The organism is Micromonospora sp. NPDC007271, assembly GCF_040634005.1.
Taxonomy (GTDB): domain Bacteria; phylum Actinomycetota; class Actinomycetes; order Mycobacteriales; family Micromonosporaceae; genus Micromonospora.
On sequence record NZ_JBEYER010000020.1, the window covers coordinates 34,753 to 58,762 of the forward strand.

General features: G+C 74.7%; 18 protein-coding genes and 1 pseudogene. 12 read left to right on the forward strand and 7 right to left on the reverse strand.

Annotated elements, in window-relative coordinates:
• Positions 1-44: 44 nt before the first annotated feature.
• On the reverse strand, positions 45-1,805 hold the full coding sequence (locus ABZ570_RS10155; RefSeq protein WP_358059836.1) for an NAD+ synthase: 1,761 nt from the start codon (positions 1,803-1,805) through the stop codon (positions 45-47).
• Between the two features lie 279 nt (positions 1,806-2,084).
• Between ABZ570_RS10155 and glnA (ABZ570_RS10160) the strand changes: the two genes are divergently transcribed.
• Positions 2,085-3,434: a type I glutamate--ammonia ligase gene (gene glnA, locus ABZ570_RS10160; RefSeq protein ID WP_358059838.1), complete on the forward strand. Its 1,350-nt coding sequence runs from the start codon at positions 2,085-2,087 to the stop codon at positions 3,432-3,434.
• A 288-nt stretch (positions 3,435-3,722) separates the two neighbouring features.
• On the opposite strand, the gene ABZ570_RS10165 is transcribed toward glnA (ABZ570_RS10160), so the two are convergent.
• Positions 3,723-4,226, reverse strand: coding sequence for a hypothetical protein (locus tag ABZ570_RS10165; RefSeq protein WP_358059841.1), 504 nt, complete (start codon positions 4,224-4,226; stop codon positions 3,723-3,725).
• 179 nt (positions 4,227-4,405) lie between these two features.
• On the opposite strand from ABZ570_RS10165, the gene ABZ570_RS10170 reads away from it, so the two are divergent.
• The gene (locus ABZ570_RS10170; protein ID WP_358059844.1) at positions 4,406-5,290 is read left to right on the forward strand and encodes a virginiamycin B lyase; all 885 of its coding nucleotides are present in this window, start codon (positions 4,406-4,408) and stop codon (positions 5,288-5,290) included.
• Here ABZ570_RS10170 and ABZ570_RS10175 read toward each other — a convergent pair whose 3' ends face one another.
• Positions 5,291-6,220 (reverse strand): LD-carboxypeptidase, encoded by a 930-nt coding sequence (locus tag ABZ570_RS10175; RefSeq protein ID WP_358059847.1) that lies wholly within the window; start codon positions 6,218-6,220, stop codon positions 5,291-5,293.
• A gap of 374 nt (positions 6,221-6,594) precedes the next feature.
• Between ABZ570_RS10175 and ABZ570_RS10180 the strand changes: the two genes are divergently transcribed.
• From ABZ570_RS10180 to ABZ570_RS10205, 6 genes and pseudogenes are all read left to right on the forward strand, one after another.
• Complete coding sequence (locus tag ABZ570_RS10180; RefSeq protein ID WP_358059850.1) at positions 6,595-7,362, forward strand: type 1 glutamine amidotransferase; 768 nt, start codon at positions 6,595-6,597, stop codon at positions 7,360-7,362.
• A 2-nt stretch (positions 7,363-7,364) separates the two neighbouring features.
• A complete protein-coding gene (locus ABZ570_RS10185; protein WP_358059853.1) occupies positions 7,365-10,466 on the forward strand; it encodes a bifunctional [glutamine synthetase] adenylyltransferase/[glutamine synthetase]-adenylyl-L-tyrosine phosphorylase in 3,102 nt (1,033 codons plus the stop codon).
• On the forward strand, positions 10,459-12,108 hold the full coding sequence (locus ABZ570_RS10190; protein ID WP_358059856.1) for a hypothetical protein: 1,650 nt from the start codon (positions 10,459-10,461) through the stop codon (positions 12,106-12,108). Before ABZ570_RS10185 ends, ABZ570_RS10190 begins: the two co-directional genes overlap by 8 nt.
• A 61-nt stretch (positions 12,109-12,169) precedes the next feature.
• Positions 12,170-13,594 carry a polyprenol phosphomannose-dependent alpha 1,6 mannosyltransferase MptB gene (gene mptB / locus ABZ570_RS10195; protein ID WP_358059859.1) on the forward strand — a complete coding sequence of 475 codons (1,425 nt, stop codon included), beginning with the start codon at positions 12,170-12,172 and terminating at the stop codon, positions 13,592-13,594.
• 7 nt (positions 13,595-13,601) lie between these two features.
• A complete protein-coding gene (mptB, locus tag ABZ570_RS10200) occupies positions 13,602-15,095 on the forward strand; it encodes a polyprenol phosphomannose-dependent alpha 1,6 mannosyltransferase MptB (RefSeq protein ID WP_358059862.1) in 1,494 nt (497 codons plus the stop codon).
• A gap of 38 nt (positions 15,096-15,133) precedes the next feature.
• Positions 15,134-15,244: pseudogene (locus tag ABZ570_RS10205) on the forward strand (SRPBCC domain-containing protein); the annotation flags it as partial.
• A 143-nt stretch (positions 15,245-15,387) separates the two neighbouring features.
• Here ABZ570_RS10205 and ABZ570_RS10210 read toward each other — a convergent pair.
• Together ABZ570_RS10210 and ABZ570_RS10215 are read right to left on the reverse strand one after the other, a co-directional pair.
• Positions 15,388-16,362 (reverse strand): hypothetical protein, encoded by a 975-nt coding sequence (locus tag ABZ570_RS10210; RefSeq protein WP_358059865.1) that lies wholly within the window; start codon positions 16,360-16,362, stop codon positions 15,388-15,390.
• Positions 16,363-16,506: 144 nt separating this feature from the next.
• The gene (locus ABZ570_RS10215) at positions 16,507-16,866 is read right to left on the reverse strand and encodes a helix-turn-helix transcriptional regulator (protein ID WP_358059868.1); all 360 of its coding nucleotides are present in this window, start codon (positions 16,864-16,866) and stop codon (positions 16,507-16,509) included.
• A gap of 194 nt (positions 16,867-17,060) precedes the next feature.
• On the opposite strand from ABZ570_RS10215, the gene ABZ570_RS10220 reads away from it, so the two are divergent.
• Positions 17,061-17,270 carry a TM2 domain-containing protein gene (locus ABZ570_RS10220; RefSeq protein WP_358059870.1) on the forward strand — a complete coding sequence of 70 codons (210 nt, stop codon included), beginning with the start codon at positions 17,061-17,063 and terminating at the stop codon, positions 17,268-17,270.
• Between the two features lie 85 nt (positions 17,271-17,355).
• Here ABZ570_RS10220 and glnA (ABZ570_RS10225) read toward each other — a convergent pair whose 3' ends face one another.
• Entirely contained in the window at positions 17,356-18,780 is a 1,425-nt protein-coding gene (glnA, locus tag ABZ570_RS10225) for a type I glutamate--ammonia ligase (protein ID WP_358059873.1), read from the reverse strand.
• A 318-nt stretch (positions 18,781-19,098) separates the two neighbouring features.
• Here glnA (ABZ570_RS10225) and ABZ570_RS10230 point away from each other — a divergent pair, with 318 nt between their 5' ends.
• The gene (locus ABZ570_RS10230) at positions 19,099-19,482 is read left to right on the forward strand and encodes an RDD family protein (protein WP_358059967.1); all 384 of its coding nucleotides are present in this window, start codon (positions 19,099-19,101) and stop codon (positions 19,480-19,482) included.
• A 146-nt stretch (positions 19,483-19,628) separates the two neighbouring features.
• Here ABZ570_RS10230 and ABZ570_RS10235 read toward each other — a convergent pair whose 3' ends face one another.
• Complete coding sequence (locus ABZ570_RS10235) at positions 19,629-20,318, reverse strand: DUF4191 domain-containing protein (protein WP_358059876.1); 690 nt, start codon at positions 20,316-20,318, stop codon at positions 19,629-19,631.
• A gap of 219 nt (positions 20,319-20,537) precedes the next feature.
• Here ABZ570_RS10235 and ABZ570_RS10240 point away from each other — a divergent pair, with 219 nt between their 5' ends.
• Positions 20,538-20,708, forward strand: coding sequence for a hypothetical protein (locus ABZ570_RS10240; RefSeq protein ID WP_358059879.1), 171 nt, complete (start codon positions 20,538-20,540; stop codon positions 20,706-20,708).
• Positions 20,705-24,007 (forward strand): AAA family ATPase, encoded by a 3,303-nt coding sequence (locus ABZ570_RS10245; RefSeq protein ID WP_358059882.1) that lies wholly within the window; start codon positions 20,705-20,707, stop codon positions 24,005-24,007. The genes ABZ570_RS10240 and ABZ570_RS10245 overlap by 4 nt, the downstream gene beginning before the upstream one ends.
• The last annotated feature ends 3 nt before the right edge of the window (positions 24,008-24,010 follow it).

Consider the following 24,010-nt stretch of genomic DNA (forward strand, 5'->3'; position numbering starts at 1 on the left):
TGTCACTCGCCAGCCCGCGGTTGGCGGGCCGGGGCGACGGCCGGTCAGCCGTGCTCGCGCCAGCGGTTGGTGATCGGGAGCCGGCGGTCCCGCCCGAACGCCTTCATCGAGATCTTCGTGCCGGGCGCGGACTGCCGCCGCTTGTACTCGGCGGTATCCACCATCCGCAGCACCCGGTCCACGATGGCCGGGTCGTGGCCGGACTCGATCAGGCCGTCCCGGCCCAGGTCGCCGTCGACGTAGCCGATCAGGATCGGGTCGAGGACGTCGTAGTCGGGCAGCGTGTCGCTGTCGAGCTGGCCGGGGCTCAGCTCCGCCGACGGCGGCTTGCCGATCGAGCTCTCCGGGATCGGCGGGGTCTCGCCACGGCGCTCGGCGTCGGCGTTGCGCCACTTCGCCAGCCGCCAGATGAGCGTCTTCCAGACGTCCTTCACCGGGTTGTAGCCGCCGACCGAGTCGCCGTAGAGGGTGGAGTAGCCGACGGCCAGCTCGCTCTTGTTGCCGGTGGTGAGGACCAGGTGGCCCTCCTGGTTCGACAGCGCCATGAGGATCACGCCCCGCACCCGGGCCTGGAGGTTCTCCACGGTGACGCCGGAGAGCGACATACCGGCCAGGAAGGCGTCCACCATGGGCTGGATCGGCTGGATCCGGTAGTCCAGGCCGGTCCGCTTGGCCAGGTCCTCGGCATCGGAGCGGGAGTGCTCGGAGGAGTGCTGGCTGGGCAGGGACACCCCGACCACCCGGTCCGGGCCGAGCGCGTCCACCGCGATGGCGGCGGACACCGCCGAGTCGATGCCGCCGGAGAGGCCGAGCACCACCGACGGGAAGCGGTTCTTGTTGACGTAGTCGCGCAGGCCCAGCACCAGCGCCTGCCACACCTCGGCCTCGTCGGCGACCGGTTCGATGACCCCGCCGGCCGCGGGCCCCCCGGTCGGCGCCGGCGGGATCCCGTCGACCTCGGCCCGGGCCACCCGCATCCCGCCGGCCAGCTCGCCGTCCCCGCCGGCCGGCTCGCGCGCCGCGGGCAGCTCGACGTCGTGCAGCAGCAGATGCTCGACGAACTGCGGGGCCCGGGCCAGCAGCGTGCCGTCCGCGCTGACGATCATCGAATCGCCGTCGTAGACCAGCTCGTCCTGGCCGCCGACCATGTTCACGTACGCGATGGTGGCGCCGGCCTCGGCAGCCCGGCGGCGGACCAGCGGCAACCGGACGTCGTCCTTGTTCAGCTCGTACGGCGAGCCGTTGATGTTGAGCACCAGCCCGACGCCGGCCTGCCGGGCCACCGCGAACGGGCCACCGGCCTGCCAGAGGTCCTCGCAGATGGTCAGCGCCACGTCCACGCCGCCGATCCGCACCACGTTCAGCGTGTCGCCGGGAACGAAGTAGCGATCCTCGTCGAAAACGCCGTAGTTGGGCAGGTGGTGCTTGAAGTACCGGGCCACCACCCCGCCCCGGTGCAGCAGCGCCGCGGCGTTGCGGGCGCCCCGGCCCGGCTCGGCGTCGGAGCTGACCTGCGGCGGGCCGTCCGCGTCCAGGTAGCCGACCAGGACGGGCAGCTCGCCGAGCCCGTCGGTGGCCAGGTCGGCGGCGAGCCGCTCCAGCGCGGCCTTCGACGCGGCGACGAAGGAACGGCGGAAGACCAGGTCCTCGACCGGGTACCCGGTCAGCATCAGCTCCGGGAAGAGCGCGAGCTGGGCACCGGCGTCGGCGGCCTTGCGGGACCAGGCGCGGACCAGCTCGGCGTTGCCGGCGAGGTCGCCGACAGTCGGGTCGACCTGGCACAGGGCGAGACGCAGGGTGGGCATGAGCTCATCTTGCCCCAGCGGCACGGGCCGAACCCGACGGGACGCCGGAGACCCCGGTCGACGCCAGGCCTCGACCCAACGCCGGACCCCGGCCGACGCCGTTCCACGCCGACGGCGTCCCCGCGCGGAACTTCGGCCGGGGCGTACGCACCCGGATGTGGACGGCGGGACGTACCCGGGGTCGTCGCGTAACGTCGGCGTAACCAGGCCGGTGGAGACTGGGCGGTCAGGCCGGACCGGCCGGACCGGTGCCGGACGTACGTGTCGCGAGGTGTGGAAGTGGACCGTCAGCAGGAGTTCGTCCTCCGTACGCTGGAAGAGCGGGACATCCGGTTCGTCCGGCTGTGGTTCACCGACGTGCTCGGCACGCTCAAGAGCGTCTCGGTGGCCCCCGCAGAGCTGGAGGCGGCCTTCGACGAGGGCATCGGCTTCGACGGCTCGGCGATCGAGGGCTTCGCCCGGGTCTTCGAGTCCGACATGGTCGCCATGCCCGACCCGACCACCTTCCAGGTCTTTCCCTTCGAGGGTGGGGTCAGCGGCGAGAGCGCCCGGATGTTCTGCGACATCCTGCTCCCCGACGGCAGCCCGTCCTGGGCCGACCCCCGGCACGTGCTGCGCCGCGCGCTCTCCAAGGCGGCGGAGAAGGGCTTCACCTTCTACACCCACCCGGAGATCGAGTTCTTCCTGCTCGAGAACGGCCCGCCGGACGGCTCGGTGCCCGTTCCGGTGGACACCGGCGGCTACTTCGAGCACACCACCCACGCGGTGGCCCGGGACTTCCGCCGGCAGGCCGTGCTGGCGCTGGAGCGGATCGGCATCTCGGTGGAGTACAGCCACCACGAGGTGGCCCCCGGCCAGCAGGAGATCGACCTGCGCTACGCCGACGCGCTGGCCACCGCGGACAACATCATGACCTTCCGGCACGTGGTGAAGGAGGTGGCGCTCTCCACCGGCGTGCAGGCCAGCTTCATGCCGAAGCCCTTCACCGACCAGCCGGGCAGCGGCATGCACACCCACCTGTCGCTGTTCGAGGGGGAGCGCAACGCGTTCCACGACGCCGGCGACCCGATGAAGCTCTCCAAGGTGGCCAAGTCGTTCATTGCCGGGCTGCTCACCCACGCCCGGGAGTACACCGCGGTCACCAACCAGTGGGTCAACTCCTACAAGCGGCTCTTCCCGCTGGCGCTGCCGGACCGGATCACCGAGAGCCCGGCGTACGTCTGCTGGGGCCACCTGAACCGGTCCGCGCTGGTCCGGGTGCCGGCATACGGCAAGCCGAACTCGGCCCGGGTGGAGGTGCGCTCGCTCGACTCGGCGACCAACCCGTACCTGGCCTTCGCGGTCATGCTCGGCGCCGGCCTCAAGGGCATCGAGGAGGGGTACGAGCTGCCGCCGGGCGCCGAGGACGACGTCTGGTCGCTCAGCAGCGCCGAGCGCCGGGCCATGGGCTACCAGGCGCTGCCGGAGAACCTGGCCGAGGCGATCGACGTGATGGCCGGCTCGGAACTGGTCGCCGAGATCCTCGGCGAGCACGTCTTCGACTTCTTCCTGCGCAACAAGCGCGCCGAGTGGGAGCAGTACCGCCGCGAGGTCACCCCGTACGAGCGGCAGCGGTACCTCTCGCTCTAGGCTGCCCGGGTCAGCCGGGCAGGACGCGGACCTCGGCGGACGGCAGACCCTTGGCCCACCAGTGGCCGTCGCGCTGCACCGGCTCGGCGGCACGCCGTTCGCCTCGGCCGCCGGCGCGGCGCTGCGCACGCTGGTCGCGGTGATGCCGCGCCGAGGTGGCGGACGTGGCGGCATCCCGGTGAGCGGGATGCCGCCACGTCGGCGATGCGCTGTCGCGCAGGTGGCCCCGCCGGATGAGCCGGCCGGGAGGGAGGGTCGGCCGGTGAGGAGCCGGCGAGGCCACCCGGGTCACTTGCCGGCCCGGCCGCCCCACCCGCCGTGGTGGCCCTGGCCGCCCGGGCCCGGGAAGACGCCGGCCTCGACGGCCTTCAGCACCGCGTCGGCCTGCTCCTGGGTCAGCTTGCCGTCCTTGACGGCCTGGTCCAGCCGCTCCTTGAGCTGCGCCTGCCGCTCCTTCTGCCAGTCCTGCCGGTCCTTCTGCCACTCCTGCCGGTCCTCGGTCGACGGCCGCTGCGGCCGGTCGCCCTTGTGCTGCTCCTTGAGCTTCTCCAGCGCGGCGGTGACCTTGTCGGTCGACACCCCCAACTCCTTGGCGAGCGCCTCGGCGAACTCGGCCTGGCGGTCGGCCCGCTTCTGCTGGCGGTCGGTGCCCTGGTCGGCGCTCGCGCTGGCGCTCGGGCTCGGGCTCTTGTCGTCGGCGAGCGCCACCGTGGGGGCAGCGATCCCCACGCCGAGCACCCCGGCGGCGGCCAGGCCGACCAGCGCGTGCTTCCTCGACATCTTGCGGATCATGCGGTTCTCCAGTTCGGTGGTGGTGCTTGACGTGACCGACAGTGACGGGTGGAGCTGGAGGCAACCCGTGGCGAACCTGTCAACGCGCTGAAAATCCGGTTTCGAAATGCGGACAAACCAGTTGCGCGAGGCGCGGTCGGGCCGGAACGGTGGGCAGTCCGACGACGAAAGGTGAACCCGTGACCAGACCCGTCATCCGCGAGATCCCCCTCACCGGGCCCGGCTCCGGGCCGTACGCCGTCACGGTCGGCCCGGACGGCGCGCTCTGGCTGACCCTGGCCGGGACCGGTGGCGTGGCCCGGCTCGGGCGGGACGGCGCGGTCCGCACCTACGACGGCGACCCGGCGGAGAGCCGGCCGCTGATCATCACGGCCGGACCCGACGGCGCGCTCTGGTACACCCGCTCCGGCGACCACCGGCTCGGCCGGCTCACCGTCGAGGGGGAGCGCAGCTCCGTCGCGCTGCCACCGGGGACCGGTCCCTGCGGCCTCGCCGTCGGCCCGGACGATGCCCTCTGGTACGCCGGGATGGGCGACGACACGATCGGCCGGGTCACCGTGGACGGGGCGGTGACCACGTTCTCCCTGCCGGTGGCCGGCGGGTTCCCGTCGATGCTGGCCGCCGGCCCGGACGACGCCCTCTGGTTCACCCTCAACCAGGCGAACGCGATCGGCCGGATCGACCTCGACGGCGACGTGACCCTGCACGCCCTGCCCACCGAGGCGGCCGGACCGGTGGGCATCACCCTCGGCGGCGACGGCGCGCTCTGGTTCGTCGAGATCGCCGCGGGACAGCTGGGCCGGATCACACCCGACGGCCGGATCGAGGAGTTCCCGCTGCCGGACCGGGCCGCCCGGCCGCACGCGATCGTCGCCGACCCGGCCGGGGGCTGCTGGTTCACCGAATGGGGCGCGAACCGGATCGGTCACATCGACCCCGCCGGCCGGATCACCGCTCACGAACTGCCCACTCCGCGTTCGGAACCGCACGGCCTCACCGTCACTCCCGACGCCACGGTCTGGATCGCCCTGGAGACCGGCGCGGTCGCCCACCTGACCCCCTGATCAGCGGACGGCGGGGGCGGTGGTCAGGGTGCCGGCGGTGGCGTCCAGGACGGCGGGGGTGCCGACGGGGACGGTGAGCTGGCCGACGCCGTGGCCGATCGGGAGGCCGCCGAGGACCGGTACGCCGAGGTCGCCCAGGCGCTCGGCCAACACGTCGGCGACGGTGGTGTCCCAACCGTCCGCGCACTCGGTGAACTGGCCCACCGCCACCCCGGCGACCCCGGCCAGCGCGCCGCAGCGGCGCAGCTGGGTGAGCATCCGGTCGATCTTGTACGGCGGTTCCTGCACCTCCTCGATCAGCAGCACCGCCCCGGTCAGGTCCGGCATGTCCGGCGTGCCGATCGACGCGGTGATCAGGCAGAGGTTGCCGCCCAGCAGCCGGCCCTCGGCCCGGCCGGGGACCCGGACCGGGTACGTGTCCTCGTCCTCGACGGCGGCGACGGTGACCGGTTCGGTGGTCATCAGCGCGGCGTGCAGCGACTCCGCCGAGCGGGGCGGGGTGCGGTCGTCCAGCCACGCCGCCCCCGGGCCGTGCACGCTCGCCAGCCGGGCGCCCCGCCAGAGCGCGAACTGCAGCGCCGTGATGTCGGAGAAGCCGGCCACCACCTTCGGGTCCCTCCGGACGACGTCCATGTCGACCTGGTCGACCACCCGCTGCGCGCCGTAGCCGCCCCGGGTGCAGATCACCCCGCGCACCTCGGGGTCGGCGAAGGCGGCGTTCAGGTCGGCGGCCCGCAGCTCGTCCCCGCCGGCCAGGTAGCCCTGGCGGGCGTACGCGTTCGGCGCCAGCACCGGGCGCAGCCCCCAGCCGGTCAGCAGCTCCATGCCGCGGGCCACCCGCTCCGGGCGGGTCGGGCCGGAGGGCGACACCAGCATCACCGTGTCGCCAGGACGTAGGACGGGCGGACGCAGGGAGTCGTCGGTGGGCACGAGCGGCAGCCTATCGGGGCTCCCACGCTGATCGAGTCGCTGATCGGGCCGCCTCCGGACCGCGCGGCGCGGCTGCCGATCGGGCTGGTGGTGCCTGTTACGCGGCCTTTCGAGCTGACCTCACCAACGATTCACATCACCAGGAACTGGCCGGCATGGTCGCGCTCGCCCGCAGGGGTGCCGCCGGTCGGGCCGGTCACCGCCCCGAGGCCGGGCCTGAGTCGGTTGTGCCATCAGCTCGAAAGCGTCTCCACAGACATCCCCGCCTCGCCACCCCGCCGCCGACCGGCCGCCCGCCGGGCCGACCGGCCGAGCCGGACTGCCGGGCCGAGCCGAACCGGGCGTGGTCGGGCGTACCGGATAGCCTCGACGTCGTGGCGACCGCACTGGTGATCGAGAACGACCCGACCGACGACCCCCGCCGGCTGGGGGAGTGGCTCATCGAGGGGGGCCTCGACCTGCGGGTGCTGCGCCCGCACGCCGGCGACGCGCTCCCCGCCGACCTCGACGGGTACGCCGCGCTGGTGGTGCTCGGCGGCGAGCAGCAGGCGTACCCGCTGCCCGACGGCAGCCCCGGCGCGCCCTGGTTCCCCGCCCTCGAGGGGCTGCTGCGCAAGGCGGTCCGGCAGCGGATCCCCACCCTCGGAGTGTGCCTCGGGGCACAACTGCTGGCCGCCGCGCACGCCGGCCAGGTCGAGCGGAGCCCGTCCGGGCCGGAGGTCGGGCCGACCGTGGTCGGCAAGCGGGACGCCGCCGACGACGACCCGCTCTTCCGGTACGTGCCGCTGATGCCGGACGTGTTGCAGTGGCACTCCGACGAGATCACCGAGCTGCCGCACGGGGCCACCCTGCTCGCCGCCTCCACCCGCTACCCGCACCAGGCGTTCCGGCTCGGTGACCGGGCCTGGGGGCTGCAGTTCCACATCGAGTGCGACACCGCCATGATCGCCGACTGGGCCCGCGACTCGACGCTCCTGGCCGAGCTGGGCTACGACCCGGAGCTGGTGGTGGCCGCCTGTGACCGGGTGATGGCCGACGTCGAGGAGGTGTGGCAGCCGTTCGCCGTCCGGTTCGCCGCCCTCGCCCTCGGCGAGCTGGACGACGCCGCCCCGCGCCGCAGCCTGCCGCTGCTCGGGCACTGAGCATGACCCGGCCGACCAGGGGGCGCCTGGCCCGGTACGGCTTCGCCGAGGGCGACGGCCGGGCCCGGGCGGCCGACCTGCTCGGCCCGGACGGGCTCGGGCTGTGGCGGCCGGACGTGCAGGAGCCCACCGACGAGCAGGCCGTCGAGCTGCTGGCCGCCCTCTCCCGGGCCGCCGACCCGGATCTGGCGCTGCGCCAGCTGCACCGCCTCGTCGAGGCGGAACGCCGTACCGCGGACAAGCCGGCGGTGCTGGATGCCCTGGCCGCCGACCCGGGGCTGCGCCGGCGCCTGGTCGCGGTGCTCGGCGCCTCCTCGGCGCTCGGCGACCATCTGGTGGCCAATCCCGGCCAGTGGGCGGTGCTGGCCACCGGCCCGGGCGGGCAGGCGCCCGCCGCCGAGGGGCGGCTCGACCTGGCCGCCGCCGCCCGACTGACCGCCGCCACCGGCCCGGTGCCGGTGCTGCGGCAGGCGTACCGGCTGGCGCTGCTGCGCATCGCGGCGGCGGACCTGACCGGCGGGCGCGGGCTGGAGCAGACCATGGCGGCGCTCTCCGGGCTCGCCGACGCCACCCTCGCCGCCGCGTACCAGATCGCCGTCGACGAGCTGCCGGAGGGCACGGCCCGGCCCCGGCTGGCTGTGGTGGCGATGGGCAAGTGCGGCGGCGAGGAGTTGAACTACGTCTCCGACGTGGATGTCATCTTCGTCGCCGCCGCCGACGACGACCTGGCCGCCGCGACCCTGGTCGCCACCCGGCTGATCCAGGTGTGCGGGCTGGTCGCCTGGCCGGTCGACGCCGCGCTGCGGCCGGAGGGCAACCGGGGGCCGCTGGTGCGTACCCTCGCCAGCCACCTGGCCTACTACCGCCGGTGGGCCCGCACCTGGGAGTTCCAGGCGCTGCTCAAGGCCCGGCCGGCGGCCGGCGACCTGGACCTGGCCGGGGAGTGGATCGAGGCGCTCGCGCCGCTGGTGTGGACCGCCGCGGAACGGCCGGAGGCGGTCGAGGACGTCCGCGCGATGCGCCGGAAGATCATCGACAACATCCCGCCGAAGGAGCTGGAACGCGAGATCAAGCGCGGCCCGGGCGGCCTGCGCGACATCGAGTTCGCGGTCCAGCTGCTCCAGCTCGTGCACGGCCGGGTCGACGAGTCGTTGCGGGCACCGGGGACCATCCCGGCGCTGCACGCCCTGGTCGCCGGCGGCTACGTGGGCCGGGCCGACGGGGAGGCGCTGCTGCGCGGCTACCGTTTCCTGCGCGGGGTCGAGCACCGGCTCCAGCTGCAGGGCCTGCGCCGCACCCACACCGTGCCGGCCGAGCCGGCCGCGCTGCGCTGGCTGGCCGCCGCGCTCGGCTACCAGGCCACCCCGGGCCGCAGCGCCGTCGAGGAGTTCCGCGCCGAGTGGGTCACCCACGCCACCGAGGTACGCCGGCTGCACGCGAAGCTGCTCTACCGGCCGCTGCTGGAATCGGTGGCCCGGGTGCCCGCCGAGGGGCTGCGGCTCACCCCGGAGGCGGCCCGGCACCGGCTGGAGATCCTCGGCTTCGCCGACCCGGCCGGGGCGCTGCGCCACCTCCAGGCCCTCACCGGCGGGGTGAACCGGACCGCCGCGATCCAGCGCACCCTGCTGCCGGTGCTGCTCAGCGAATTCGCCGACGCGCCGGAGCCGGACCGGGGGCTGCTCAACTACCGGCAGGTCTCCGAGAAGCTCGGCAGCACCCCCTGGTATCTGCGGCTGCTGCGGGACTCCGGCCCGGTCGCCCGCCGGCTGGCCCGGGTGCTCTCCTCCGCCCGGTACGCCGCCGACCTGCTGGCCCGCGAGCCGGAGGCGCTGCGGCTGCTGGCCGAGGACGCCGAGCTGACCCCGCGCAGCCGCGCGGTGCTCTGCGAGGGCTTCGCCGCGGCGGCGGCCCGGCACGCCGACCCGGTCGAGGCCGTCCGGGCGGTCCGCGCGCTGCGTCGCCGGGAGCTGCTCCGCCTCGCCTGCGCCGACGTGCTGAGCCGAGCCGGGTCGCTGGCCCCCGCTCCGAGCCGGGCCGAGCATTCCGGCCGGGCGCTGGCCCCCGCCCCGGGCCGCGCCGAGCAGTCCGGCCGGGCGCTGGCCCCCGCCCACAGCGGTGCCGAGCCGGACGGCCCGGCCGCGCTCGGCCTCGCCGACGTCACCGCCGTCGGCACCGCCCTCTCCGACGTCGCGGACGCCACCCTGGCCGCCGCGCTGCGGGCCGCCCGGGCCGCCCAGCCGGCGCCGCCCGGGCTGCGCTTCGCCGTGATCGGGATGGGCCGGCTCGGCGGGTACGAGTCCAACTACCTCTCCGACGCCGACGTGCTCTTCGTCTACGACCCGCCGCCGGGCGCGGACGAGGGAACGGCCAGTGCGGCGGCCCGCGCGATCGCCGAGGAGCTGCGCCGGCTGCTCTCCGCACCGGCCCCCGACCCGCCGCTCGGGGTGGACGCCGACCTGCGCCCGGAGGGCCGGCAGGGCCCGCTGGTCCGCAGCCTCGCCGCGTACGCCCAGTACTACGCCCGCTGGGCGCAGGTGTGGGAGGCGCAGGCGCTGCTGCGGGCCCGGTTCGTGTGCGGGGACGCCGACCTCGGCGCCGAGTTCGAGGCGATGGTCGACGCGGTGCGGTACCCGGCCGGCGGGCTGACCCGTGAGCAGGTGGTGGAGATCCGCCGGATCAAGGCCCGGGTGGAGACCGAACGGCTGCCCCGGGGGGCGGATCCGGCCACCCACACCAAGCTGGGCCGGGGTGGCCTCGCCGACGTCGAGTGGGCCGTGCAGCTGCTCCAGCTCCGGCACGCCGGCCGGCTACCCGAGCTGCGCGGCACGCGTACCCTCGACGCCCTCGCCGCCGCCCGCGACGCCGGCCTGGTCGAGCCCGAGGACGCGGCGGAGATGGCCGCCGGCTGGACCCTCGCGGCGCAGGTCCGCAACGCGCTGATGCTGGTCCGCGGCCGGGCCGGGGACCAGCTGCCCCGGCACGGGGTGGAGCTGGCCGGGGTGGTGCGCCTGCTCGGCCGTGACGACCCGGGCGAGTTCCTCGACGAATATCTGCGCACCGGCCGCCGCTCCCGCGCGGCGATGGAAAGGGTCTTCGATGGTTGAGGTGGTGACCCGCCAGGCGCCGACCACGGCCGGCCCTCGCGCCGGCCGCTGGACGGCCCCCGGCTGGCTGCCGGCCACGGCGGCGGCACTGCTGCTCTCCGTGGCCTTCCTGCTCGCCCCGCCGATGGGTACCGACCTGGCCGCGCAGGTGGCCCGGGCCGGGTTCGTCGCCCGCCATGGTGCCGCGCCGATCGACTTCGGCTGGTACGGCGGGGTGAACCAGTACGGCTACAGCCTCTTCGTCGCCCGGCTCGGGACGTGGCTCGGCGTGCGGCCCCTGGGGGCCCTCGCCGCCGTGGTGGGCGCCGCGGCCCTCGGGTGGCTCGCCGTCCGGCACCGGGCCCGCCGACCGGCGCTCGCCGGGGTGCTCGGCGCGGCGGTGCTGGTCGGCAACCTGGCCAGCGGCCGGATCACCTTCGCCGTCGGCCTCGCGTTCGGCCTGCTCGCCCTCTGCGCGGTCAGCGCCGGGCGGCCGGGCCGGCCGGTGCGGCTGGGCCTGGCGGCCGGGCTCGCCGCGACCGCCACCTGGGCCAGCCCGGTCGCCGGGCTCTTCACCGGCCTGGCCGGTGCCGCGCTGCTGCTGGCCGCGCTGCGCCGCGGCGACGGCCCGGGGCGGCGACTGGCCGGCGGCTGGCGGGTGGACCGCCCGCTGGCCGAGAGCCTGGTCCTCTGCCTCGCGCCGGCGCTCGCGCTCGCCCCGATGGCCGTGCTGTTCGGCAACGGCGGCACCCAGCCCTACTCGGCCGAGTCGATGCGGATCAACGTGGCGCTGGCCGTGCTGGTGTTCGCCGTCCTGCCCCGGCGGTGCCGGGTGCTGCGGATCGGCTCGGCGCTGACCGTGCTGTTGCTGGTCGCCGCGTTCTACCTGCCCAGCCCGATCGGTTCCAACGCGCTGCGGCTGCCGATGCTCTTCGCGCTGCCGGTGCTCGCCGGGTACGCCCGGTTGCCCGGCCCGTGGCTGGCCGGATTGCTCGCGGCCACGGTCTGGTGGCAGAACCCGGTCATGGTCAACGACGTCACGGGAGCCGGCTCGCCGGAGACCGCTGCCGCCTTCCACCGCCCGCTCGCCGACGAACTGGCCCGACGGCAACCGCCGGGTCGGGTCGAGGTGGTGCCGCTGCGCGACCACTGGGAGTCGGCGTATCTGCCGCCGACGGTGCCCCTGGCGCGGGGCTGGGAGCGGCAGGTGGACACCGACCGCAACGCACTCTTCTACGGCGACGGGCTGACCGCCGATTCGTACGCGGACTGGCTCCGCCGGGAGGCGATCCAGTACGTCGCGGTCGCGCCCGACGTCCCGCTCGACCGTTGGGGACGGGCCGAGGCCGACCTGGTCCTGGCCGGCCAGCCCTACCTCCGCGAGGTGTGGCGGAACGCGAACTGGCGGCTGTACGCGGTGGTCGATCCGACACCGCTGGTGGGTACGCCCGGCCGGCTGGTCGCCGCCGACCAGGCCCGGGTGAGGTTCACCACGGACCGGGCCGGGGACGTGCCGGTCCGCGTGCGGTGGTCGCGCTGGCTCTCCCTCTCCGGGACGGACGGGTGCCTGCGGCCAGGGCCGGACGGGTGGACCGAGGTGCGGGCCGGTACGCCAGGTGAGTTCTCGATCTCCAGTGCCCTCGTGCCGCGGAATAACTGCTGACCTGCGCCCCGGTCGGGTGCCCACCGTTCGTCCCGATTTACCAGGCTGGCAGCATGTCCGAGTGCCTCACCATCTTTCGCGCTGGATCGGGCTGGTCGGCTCCGCGCTGCTCGCCGTCGCCGCCTTCCTCGGCGGTGCGCTGCCGCACGCCAACCTGCGTCCCTCCCCCGTCAGCATCTGGCAGGGCCCGAACGGGCCCTTGATCCTCGGCGGCTGGCTGGTCGGCACGGCGCTGCTGGGCTGGGCCTGGTGGTCGCTGCGCGACCGGGTGCCGTCGACCCGCTGGGCGCTGGTCACGGTCGCGCTCTGGCTGCTGCCGATGCTGGTCACCCCGCCGCTCGGCAGTCGCGACTCGTACGCGTACGCCTGCCAGGGCGCCAGCTACGACGCCGGAATCAACCCCTACGAGCAGGGCGTGTCCACCCTGCCCTGCCCGTGGCTGGACTCCATCTCGTACATCTGGCGGGACACCCCGGCCCCGTACGGTCCGCTCTTCGTGGTGATCAGCGGCGCGATCGTGGCGGCCACCGGGTCGCTGCTCGGCAGCATCGCGCTGTTCCGGGCGCTCGCCGTCGTCGGCGTGGCGTTGACCGCCGTCTCCCTGCCGGTGCTGGCCCGCCGCTGCGGGGTGCCGCCGCAGCGTGCGCTCTGGCTGGCGCTGGCCTGCCCGCTGGTGCCCGTGCACCTGATCTCCGGCGCGCACAACGACGCGCTCATGGTGGGCCTGCTCATCGCCGGGCTGGCGGTGGTGGCCGCCCGGCCGGGCCGCCCACTGCTGCTGCTCGGCGGCGGGCTGCTGCTCGGGCTGGCCGCCGCGATCAAGGTCACCGCGCTGGTCGTGGTGCCGTTCGCGGCGCTGGCCGCGATCGTCGGGCCGTACCGGATCCGGGCGCTGGTCCGCGACGGCGGGTGGGTGGTCGGCGGGGCGTTGGCCGCACTGGCCGGGGCGACCGTGGCCGCGGGCCTGGGCCTCGGCTTCATCAGCGGCCTGGAGCAGGGCGGGCTGGTGGTCGCCTGGAGTTCGCCGCCGACCGCGGTCGGGCAGACCGTCGGCTACCTCGCGGCGATCTTCGGCGCGCACGTGGACGCGCTGCCGGTGACCCGGGGGATCGGGATGGCGGTGCTCGCGGTGCTGCTGGTCTGGCTCTGGTGGCGGGCCCGCCACCGGGAGCCGTTCTGGCACGCCGGCCTGGCGCTCACCGCCACGGTCGCGCTCGCCCCGCTGTACCACCCGTGGTACTGGACGTGGCCGCTGGCCGTGCTCGCCGCGACCGCCCGGCGGACCGGCTGGTTCGCGCTGGTCGCGCTGGTCTCCTCGTTCCTGGTCCTGGCCGACGGCACCGGCCTGCCCCGGTGGACCAAGATGCCCGGCGCGCCGCTGATGACGCTGTTGGTGATCGTGGTGGCGGTCCGGTTGGTACGGTCGGCTCGTGCCGACCGCCAGCCGGCACCCGCCGACCGTCAGCCGGCCCCTGCCGTCGACTGAGGAGAGAATGCCGGTGAGCGAGCCCGACGGGCCGGTCCGGCCCGTCGCCGCCGCCGTCGCCCGCTACGCCGGTCTCGCCGGGGCGGTGCTGCTGGCCGTCGCCGGCTGGCTGGGCGGCGCGCTCCCCGGCGCCCCTGACAACACCAGCCTTCCCGAGATCTGGCGGGCCCCGTACGGCCCGGTGGTCCTCGGCTGCTGGCTGGTCGGCACGGCGCTGCTGGTCGGGGCGTGGTGGTCGCTGCGCTGGGGTGCCCCGTCGACCCGGTGGGCGTACCTGACCGCCGGGCTCTGGCTGCTGCCGCTGCTGGCCGCGCCGCCGCTGGGCAGCCGGGACGTCTACTCGTACGCCTGCCAGGGCTGGTCCTGGACGCACGGCGCCGATCCGTACCGGGTCGGGGTGGCCGCCGCCGGCTGCCCGTGGACCGACACGGTGTCGCCGATCTGGCGGGACACCCCGGCACCGTACGGGCCGGTCTTCGTCCTGCTGGCGGGCCTGGCGGTGCTGCTCGGCGGCGGCCTGACCGGGGCGGTCGTGCTGCTCCGGGTGCTCGCGGTGGCCGGGGTGCTGCTGGCCGCGCTCTGCCTGCCCGGACTGGCCGGCGCGGTCGGGGTGCCGGCCCGGCGGGCGGCCTGGCTGGCGCTGGCCTGCCCCCTCGTCGGGGTGCACCTGGTGGCCGGCGCGCACAACGACGCGGTCGGGCTCGGGCTGCTCCTGTTCGGCCTGCTGGTGCTGGTGCGCCGGCCTGGCAAGCCGCCGACGCTGCTGCTGGCCGGGGTGCTGCTGGGGCTGGCGGTGGCGGTGAAGGCCTTCGCGGTGGTGGTGCTCCCGTTCGCCGCGCTCGCCGCGGTCCTGGGCCGCTACACCGTGCGGGCCCTGCTCCGCGACGCCGGCTGGCTGGCCGGGGGAGTGGTGGCGACGCTGGCGGTCACGTCCCTGGCGGCCGGGCTGGGCCTGGGCTGGGTGGCCGGCCTGGCCCACAGCGGCGAGTCCCAGCAGTGGACCTCGCCGCCGACCGCGGTGGGTTTCGTGATCGACTACGTGGGCGGCCTGTTCGGCCGGGAGCCGCACGCCGTGCCGGTGGTCCGGGTGGTCGCGCTGGCGCTGCTCGCGGTGCTGCTGTTGATGCTCTGGTGGCGGGCCTGGACGGACCTGCGCCGGCTGGGCGACGTCCGGCAGCGGGTGGCGCGGCTGGCCGCCGCCCGGCCCCGGGTGGCGCTGGCCGGGGCGGGCCTGGCGCTGGCCGCCACGGTCCTGCTCGCCCCGGTCTTCCACCCCTGGTACGCGGCCTGGCCGCTGGCGCTGCTGGCGGTGGCGACGCTGTCGGTGGCCCGGGCGGTGTGGTTCGTGGCGCCCTGCGCGGTGGCCTCGTGCCTCACGCTGCCGGACGGCAGCAACCTGGCCCGGTTCACCAAGGCCCCGGGGGCGATCGTGATGACCGGGATCGTCGTGGCGGTGGTCGTCTGGGCGATCCGGGTCGGGCTGGCTCGCCGCGCCCGCTGACTTCGTCGAGATGGTTCACGGGGCCACCGCTCACCCCTATGGCCACCCAGGAACTCGTCATCACCCGCGTCTTCGACGCCCCGCGCGAGCTGGTGTGGCGCGCGTTCACCGATCCGGACCAGTTCGCCCAGTGGTTCGGCCCGGTCGGCTGGTCCGTTCGCCGCGAACGTCCGGTCCGGCGCGGAGCAGGGCTGGGGCAGCTCCTTCACCAAGCTGGACGCCCTGCTCGCCGGCTGAGCGGCCCCGGTCACCCCGCTCCGCCCCCGTCGGCCGGAGCGGGGCGACCAGCGGCTCAGCGCGGAGACCCGCAGTTGGGGCAGCACCTTGCCGCGCGCGGCGGCGCCAGCCGGGTACGGACAGCCACGGCGAGCATCAGCAGAGCCGGCCCGGCCAGGCCCACGGTCAGGGTGGTGGCGGTCAGCGCGGCCCAGTCCGGGTTCCGGCCGACGGCCCCTTCCGCCAGCTCCCGCACCGACAGCAGCCCGAGGGGCGTGGCCAGGACGAGGAGCGCCCAGCCGCCGCGGAAGTCGCCCCGGTGCGCCAACCCGAGAGCGAGTACCAGGGTGGCGATCAGCAAGACCGCGCCGGCGGCGAGTGGGGTGGCGACGGCCTCGAAGCTGCGGTAGCCGGCGAAGAGGTTTCCGGTCGTGAACCAGTGGTCGGCCAGGGCAGCGGCCAGGGCACCTGCCGGGAGCAGGGCGATCCGGGCCGCGAGTGGCGGCCGTTCCGGCATCCCGAGCGCGACCACGCCCAACGCGAGCTGCGGCGCCAGCACGAACAGCGGTGGCGGGGTCAGACCGGTCAGCGCGGAGACCGGCGCCACCAGGGCGGTGAGCAGCACGGCGACCCAGAGCAGGGGGCGCGCGTACCGCCCTGGGGCGAGGGCGTACCCCACTGCCGCGACCAGCCAGGCGGCCCAGGCCGCCACCGCACTGCTGGCGAACGGGCCGACCGGCTGAACGCCGAACTCGGAGGCCGGCGGGCGTAGCTCGATGACCGACCAGACCGCGGCCAGGGCGGTCGCCGTCAGGAAGGCGAGGACGGCGGCGAGCTGCACTCCGGGCACGAAATCGGCGGTGCCGGCGGCCCGCAGCCGCTGGCGCAGGCCGCCGTGTACGAGGTCCGCGGCGTCCGCCGGCGAGGGCCAGCGGCGGCCCGGCCCGGCCAGGTCGAGGTACGTCCCGACGATCTCGGCCCCGCGTAGGCGGCGGTAGTCGGCAGGGTAGGCGAGCAGCAGGCGCAGGTACCGGCGCTCCAGGTCGCTCATGCCGTCACCTCGCTTCGCTCGGCGCCGCCATGAGGCACACTGCGCTGCTGATTCGCTCGCTGACGCTCGCTCATGCCGTCACCTCGCTTCGCTCGGCGGCGGCCTGAGGTGCACTGCGCTGATGATTCGCTCGCTGACGGTCGCTCATGCCAGCCCTCCCGCCAGGTGGGCGGCGGTCCGGCCGGCGGCGCGACGCCGCAGCCGGGCGGTGGCTGCCTCGACGTTGCGCCGCATCCGCTCGGTCTCGGCGGTGAGGGTGACGTGACCGGCCGGGGAGAGGCGGTAGTAGCGGCGGAGTCGGCCGTCGACCACCTCTTCCCGGTCGACCTCCACGAGACCGGCGTCGACCAGCCGGTCCAGGGCGCCGTAGAGGGTGCCGGGACGCAGGGTCACGCGGCCGTCGGAGAGGGCGCCGACCTCGCCGATGATCCCGTACCCGTGCAGCGGCTCCGCGGCGAGCGCGGTGAGGATCAGATAGGTGGGTTCGCGTAGGGGAGTGTCCACCGCCTCAATATACCGCACACGAAGGTATAGCGGGACCCGATGCATGCGGCTGGGCCGACTGTACTCGGCATGGGCGCCGCGCTCGCCCTCCTTGTCCGCGAGGCCCACTGACACAACACGACAAGCCATTCCCCGGTGCCGGCCAGTCCGGTACGTTGCCCCGGACCCCATCCCCCAACGGAGGTACCCCCACCATGCAACCCAAGTCCGTCGGCACCGCCTACGTGCTGTGGTTCTTCCTCGGCGCCCTCGGGATCCACCAGTTCTACCTCGGCAAGACGGCCAGGGCCGTGTCGATGCTGCTGACGTTCGGCTGGCTGACCATCGGCCTGTGGATCGACCTGTTCACGCTGCCCGGGCAGGTGCGGAAGGTCAACGCGGCTGCGGTACCGGTCGCTGTCTGACCCAGCAGGCGACGAAACGCCCCCGCTCTGCCGGTGATGGGAGAGCGGGGGCGTCTGGGTATCAGGTGGTGTGGCTTGACCGCGACTAGCAGTCGAAGTACATGGCGAACTCGTGCGGGGTCGGGCGCAGGCGCACCGGGTCGACCTCGTTGGTCCGCTTCCACTCCACCCAGGTCGAGATGAGGTCCGGCGTGAACACCCCGCCGTCGAGCAGGTAGTCGTGGTCGGTCTCGAGCGCGTCGAGCACCTCCGGCAGCGAGCCCGGGACCTGCTTGACGTTGCCCCACTCCTCCGGCGGGAGGTCGTACAGGTCCTTGTCGATCGGCGCCGGCGGCTCGATCTTGTTCTTGATGCCGTCGAGGCCGGCCATCAGCATCGCCGAGAAGGCGAGGTACGGGTTGCTGGACGGGTCCGGCACCCGGAACTCGACCCGCTTGGCCTTGGCGTTGCTGCCGGTCACCGGGATGCGGGTGCAGGCGGAGCGGTTGCGCTGCGAGTAGACCAGGTTGACTGGCGCCTCGAAGCCCGGCACCAGGCGGCGGTAGGAGTTGACCGTCGGGTTGGTGAAGGCCAGCAGCGACGGCGCGTGGTGCAGCAGGCCGCCGATGTACCAGCGGGCGGTGTCGGACAGGCCGGCGTAGCCGGTCTCGTCGTAGAACAGCGGCTCGCCGTTCAGCCAGAGGCTCTGGTGGGTGTGCATGCCGGAGCCGTTGTCGCCGAAGAGCGGCTTCGGCATGAAGGTGGCGGTCCGGCCGTTCGCCCAGACCTCGTTCTTCACGATGTACTTGAAGAGCTGCATCTGGTCACCGGCGTGCAGCAGAGTGGAGAACCGGTAGTTGATCTCCGACTGGCCGGCGGTGCCGACCTCGTGGTGCGAGCGCTCCACGGTGAAGCCGTTGTCCACCAGCCGGCGGACGATCTTGTCGCGCAGGTCGGCGAAGTGGTCGACCGGCGGCACCGGGAAGTAACCACCCTTGTACGCGGTCTTGTAGCCGCGGTTGCCGCCCTCCTCCTCGCGGCCGGTGTTCCAGGCGCCCTCGATGGAGTCGATGTAGTAGAACGACCGGTGCGCGGACGTCTCGTGGCGGATGGAGTCGAAGATGTAGAACTCCGCCTCCGCGCCGAAGTACGCGGTGTCGGCGATGCCGCTCGCGGCCAGGTACGCCTCGGCCTTCTTCGCCACGTTCCGCGGGTCACGGGAGTAGGCCTCCCGGGTGAACGGGTCGTGGATGAAGAAGTTGAGCGCGAGGGTCTTCTCCGCGCGGAACGGGTCGATGAAGGCGGTCGCGACGTCCGGGAGCAGGAGCATGTCCGACTCGTGGATCGCCTGGAAGCCGCGGATCGACGAACCGTCGAACGCGAGGCCGTCGGTGAAGACGCTGTCGTCGAAGGACTCGACTGGCAGGTTGAAGTGCTGCATCACGCCGGGCAGGTCACAGAAACGTACGTCGACGAACTTCACGTCCTCGTTCTTGAGGTAGCGCAGGAGTTCCTCGGGATTGGCGAACACGTGTCCTCCCTGGCGGGCTCACTGGTGGTGGCTGGCTCCTGGCGACGGTATGGCGGTGCGGTTGCCCGGCCGTGTCTCCTCTGTTTCGGCCGTGTAACGTCCCTCGCGGAGCGTCATCTACCCCGCTCAGCCACCGCCAACCCGAGGACCCGGCCGGGCTCGCTGCGACCGGGTGGCCGCGGTTGGGGTTTTTGTCCCATTCTTCGAGGCGTGCCGAACCGGCGTACCCGGGCAGTGACCGCACCCCTGCTCACCGTGGTGCCAACCGCCCCGGCGAGGGCGTGACTACGCTTGACCGCTGTGACCACTACCGCCACCGTGCCGGTGCCCCCCGCCACGGACCCCACCTTCACACCCCCCAGCCTCGGCCGCCGGTTCGGCGCACTGATCATCGACTGGGTGCTCTGCCTGCTGTTCTCCGGGCTCTTCGCCAGCCCGGCCCGGGACGGCTGGCCCCCGGTGGTGGTGCTGGTCGTCGAGTACGCCTTCTTCCTCGGCCTCTTCGCCCAGACGCCCGGCATGTACATCACCCGGATCCGCTGCCTGGCCTGGTCGGACGGCGGCCGGATCGGCCTGGTCCGCGCCCTGCTCCGAGGCGTGCTGCTCGTCCTGGTCGTGCCCGCCCTGATCATGGACGGGCACCGCCGTGGCCTGCACGACCGCCTCTCCAACTCCGTCATCGCCCCCGCCCCCCGCCCCTAACCCCCGCCCGTCCCCGTCCCCGCCCCGGCATCCCCGCGATCTTGCACTTGCTGCCCCGACGAAAGTCACTATTAGGACTTTCCGGGGACACAATCTGCAAGATCGCGGGGGCTGGGAGGGGAGGGAGGGTGGGTGGGGGTGATGGGTTAGCGGCCTCGGGTTTGGCGGAAGGCGCTGCGCGGGGGGCGCATGTTCTTCGGGATGGCGCCCTTGGGCATCTGCGGGCGGGCGGTGAGCGCCTTCAGCCGCTTGTCGAGGGCGTTGACGTCCCTGGGCTTGAGGGGCTTCGGCAGCCGCATCAGGGTCATCCGCAGCTTGCGGATGGGCAGCTCACCCTCGCCCTGGCCGATCACGAAGTCGTGCAGCGGGGCGGAGCCGATCACCTTCGCCAGCCGGCGCTTCTCCTGGCCGAGCAGCCCGCGTACGCGCTGCGGGTTGCCCTCGGCGAGCAGGATCACGCCGGGACGACCGAGCACCAGGTGGACCATGTCCATCTGCGTGGTGGAGCTGACCGCCGGGGTGACCCGCCAGTCGCCGCGCATGCTCTCCATGATCTGCGCCGCCGCTCCCGGCTGCCCCTCGGCGGCGTTCATCATCGCCTTGTTCGACCGCAGGTTGAGCACGATCAGCACGGCGAGCAGGGTGAGCAGGATGCCGATCGGCAACCAGATCCAGCCCCCGGCGATGACCGCGACCACGGTGAGCGCGAGCGGGATCAGCACCGCGGCCGCGGTGAGCGGCGCGAACCACCGGTCCTGCTTGGCGGTGAACCGGAACACCATCCCGATCTGCTTCAGCCGCTGGCCGAACGAGACCTTCTCCTGGGGCTTTGCCATGCCGCAGAGTCTAGTGGGCGCTCCGCACCGCGGTGATCCGCGGCCGGCCGTCCGCCGCGCGGCTGAGTACCTTACGTCGCCGCCGGGCACCTGAGGCGCCGGGGTAAGGAGGGGGAGCGGCCGAAGATCGGGCGGCAGACCCATGCCCGGGGGCCACCTTCGCGCGGAAAGTCAACGTCGACAGGACACGACACGACACCGCACGACAGGGGAACCGAGATGTTCGGTAACGACGCAGAACTGCTGCTCACCATCCACCGCAGCTTCGCCGCCGAGCTCCAGGCCGACGCGGCCCGCGATCGGCTCGCCCGGTCGGTGGGCCGCCGCCACCCGCACGGCTGGCTGAGCCGGCGGCACCAGCCCGCCCGTACCGTCGACGGCCGGCGGTGACCACGCTCGCCGCGCCGGCCGCCCGGCCGGCGCCACCCGCGCCGTCGCCCACCGGCCGGGGCGGAACCTCGCCCGCCCCGGCCGGTCCGGACCAGAACGCCGCCCGGACCCTGCCCGGCTCCACCGCCGCGGCCGAACCGGTCGCCGACCCGGACCGGAACGGGAGCCCGCCGGCCGGGGCCGGCACGGGTGGCACGGGGGCGGTGGCCGGACCGGTGGGACAGCGGCCGGTCGGCCGGGACGGCACGGGGGTGGCCGGGCCGGTGGGACAGCGAGCGGTCGGCGGGGACGGCACGGGTGCCGGCCGTGGCATGCTCGACGGCGTGACCGTACGTGCCGCCAGCACCGTTCTCGTCGGCCGGCAGCAGGAACTGGCCGGGCTGCGCGAGGCGCTCGGCCGGGCCCGCGCCGGTGAGCCGGCCACCGCCCTCGTCGGCGGGGAGGCCGGTGTCGGAAAGACCCGGCTGCTGGAGGAGTTCGGGGCCCTGGCCGCCGTCGACGGCGCGCGGGTGCTGGTCGGCCAGTGCCTGGAGCTCGGCGAGGCCGGCCTGCCGTTCGCGCCGTTCGCCGCCGCGCTGCGCGAGGTGCTGCGCCGCGACGGCCCGGCCGTCCTCGCCGGGTACGAGGCCGAGTTCGCCCGGCTGCTGCCGGAGCTGGCCCGGGTGCCGGCCGGGGCCGTCCCGCCCACCGGCCTGCCCGTCTCGGACACCCCGCGCGGCTACCTGTTCGACCTGGTCGCCGACCTGTTCCGGCGGATCGCCGAGGACCGGCCGCTGGTGCTGGTCATCGAGGATCTGCACTGGGCCGACCGGTCCACCCGGGACCTGATCGGCTTCCTGGTCCGGGCCGCCCGCGCCGCCCGCCTGCTGCTGGTCTGCACGTACCGCACCGACGAACTGCACCGCGGCCACCCGCTGCGTCCGTTCCTCGCCGAGCTGGACCGGGCGCGCGGGGTCGACCGGGTCGAGCTGAGCCGGCTCGACCGGGGCGGCACCGCCGCCATCCTCGCCGACCTGCTCGGCGCCGAGCCCGCTCCGCGGGCCGTCGACGACGTGCACCGCCGTACCCAGGGCAACCCGTTCTTCATCGAGGAACTGGCCGCCGCCGGCGACCCGGTGGGCTGCGCGGCGCTCCCGGAGACGCTGCGCGACCTGCTGCTGGCCCGGGTGGACCGGCTGCCCGAACCAGCCCAGCGGGTGCTGCGGATCGCCGCGGCCGGCGGCACCCGCTTCGCCCACCAGCTCCTCGCCGAGGTCGCCGGTCTGCCCGAGCCCGAGCTGGAGGACGCGCTGCGCGCCGCCGTGGCCGCCCAGCTCGTGGTGGCCGACCCGGACGGCGACTACGAGTTCCGGCACGCCCTGGTCCGGGAGGCCGTGCACGACGAGCTGCTCCCCGGCGAGCACGCCCGGCTGCACGCCCGGTACGCCGCCGCGATCGAGGCACAGCCCCACCTGGTGGCCGCCGGCCGCGCCCCGGCCGAGATCGCCCACCACTGGTACGCGGCGCACGACCACCCGCGCGCCCTGGTCGCCGCCCGCGTCGCCGCCTGCGCGGCGGCCGACCGGTACGCGTACGCCGAGCAGAGCCGGCTGCTGGAACGGGTGCTGGAGCTGTGGGAGCTGGTGCCCGACGCCGCTGAGCGGCTCGGCATGGACCACCTGCGGGTGCTGGAGGAGACCCTCGCCGCGGCCACCACGGCCGGTGACTACAACCGGGCGCTGACCCTCACCCGGGCGGCGCTGGCCGAGGTGGACCCCGACACCGAACCGCTCCGCGCGGCCCGCCTGCTCGACCAGCGCGGTCGGCTGCTGGCGCTGCTCGGCAAGAGCGACGGCACCGACGAGATCCGCCGGGCGTACGAGCTGGCGGTGGGCGTGCCGGACGGCCCGGAGCGGGTACGGCTGCTCGCCGACATCGCGGCCCACCTCGTGAGGATCGATCCCGAGCAGGCCGCCTCGGTGGCCGTCGAGGCGATGACCGCGGCCGAGGCGATCGGCGAGGACGTGGCACTGCTGCCCACCCGGATCGCCATGCTCTGCCGGACCAGCAGGAAGATCTCCGACCTGGGGCTGGCTGAGCTACGCCGGGCGGAGGCCCTGGCTCGGGCCACCGGCAACGCGCCGGGGCTGGTCAGCGCCCTGGTCCACCTCTCCGACGTGCTGTACGAACTGGGCCGGTACGCCGAATCGGAGGAGGCGGCCGCCGCCGGGGTGACCGAGGCGCGCCGGTTCGGGATCAGCCGCTCCACCGGGGCGTACCTGTTGTCGAACCGGGCCGAGGCGCTGATCGCCCTGGGCCGCTGGGACGAGGCCGACGCGGCCTGCGCCGAGGCTGCCCGGATCGACCCGCCGGGCGTCTCCGGGCTGCACTGGCTCCAGCTCCGGGCCGGGCTGCGGCTGGCCCGGGCGCACCCCACCGCCGACGAGCTGGTCGGCCGGGCGCTGGCGTTCCTGGCCCGGCCGTACCTCTGGCCGAACCACCGGCTGCCGCTGCGCGAGCTGCGGATCGAGGCAGCCCTCGCCGCCGACGACAAGGTGGCGGCGCTCCAGGCAGCCCGCGCCGCCCTGGCCGACGAGCGCCTGGCCGACCTGCCCCGGGAGGGCTGGCCGGTGCTCACCGCCGCGGCGGGTACCGCCGCGCTGGTCGGCGACGCCGACCTGGCCGGCGCGGTGGCCGGGCTGGCCGCCGCCCTGCCGGCCCGATACCCGGCGGAACGGGCGCACGCCGCCCAGGTCACCGCGATCCTCGCCGGTGCCGGGGTCGATGGCGGTGCTGGCGTGGGCGGTGCGAGCGCGGGCGACGCCGACGGTGCTGGTGGCGGGGTGCTGCCGGCCTGGCGGGCGGCGGTGGAGGCGTGGCGGGCGGCCGGGCAGCCGTACCCGCTGGGCCGGGCGCTGCTCGGGCTGGCCGAGGCGGCCGCCGCGGCCGGCGAGCGGGATGTCGTGGCCGACGCGGTACGCGAGGCCGCCGACATCGCCGCCCGGCTCGGCGCCACGCCGCTGGGCGAGCAGGCCGCCGTCCTGGCTCGCCGGGTCGGGCTGCGCGGTGGTGGCCGTCCCGGCCCGGACCTGCTCACCAGCCGCGAACAGGAGGTGCTGCGGCTGGTCGCCGAGGGGCACAGCAACAGCCGGATCGCCGAGCAGCTCTTCATCTCGCCGAAGACGGCCAGCGTCCACGTGTCCCGGATCATCGCCAAGCTGGACGTCAGCAACCGGGTGGAGGCGGCGGCGCTGGCCCACCGCCTCGGCCTGCTCACCACGCCCGCGCCCGCTCCACGCCGGCCGAGCGCCTCCTCCTGACGG

Coding starts and splice junctions, on each gene's coding strand:
- ABZ570_RS10155 (WP_358059836.1), bottom strand. CDS start 1,805: ATGCCCACCCTGCGTCTCGCCCTGTGCCAGGTCGACCCGACTGTCGGC.
- ABZ570_RS10165 (WP_358059841.1), bottom strand. CDS start 4,226: ATGATCCGCAAGATGTCGAGGAAGCACGCGCTGGTCGGCCTGGCCGCC.
- ABZ570_RS10185 (WP_358059853.1), top strand. CDS start 7,365: ATGACCCGGCCGACCAGGGGGCGCCTGGCCCGGTACGGCTTCGCCGAG.
- ABZ570_RS10190 (WP_358059856.1), top strand. CDS start 10,459: ATGGTTGAGGTGGTGACCCGCCAGGCGCCGACCACGGCCGGCCCTCGC.
- mptB (WP_358059862.1), top strand. CDS start 13,602: ATGCCGGTGAGCGAGCCCGACGGGCCGGTCCGGCCCGTCGCCGCCGCC.
- ABZ570_RS10210 (WP_358059865.1), bottom strand. CDS start 16,362: ATGAGCGACCTGGAGCGCCGGTACCTGCGCCTGCTGCTCGCCTACCCT.
- ABZ570_RS10220 (WP_358059870.1), top strand. CDS start 17,061: ATGCAACCCAAGTCCGTCGGCACCGCCTACGTGCTGTGGTTCTTCCTC.
- ABZ570_RS10235 (WP_358059876.1), bottom strand. CDS start 20,318: ATGGCAAAGCCCCAGGAGAAGGTCTCGTTCGGCCAGCGGCTGAAGCAG.
- ABZ570_RS10240 (WP_358059879.1), top strand. CDS start 20,538: ATGTTCGGTAACGACGCAGAACTGCTGCTCACCATCCACCGCAGCTTC.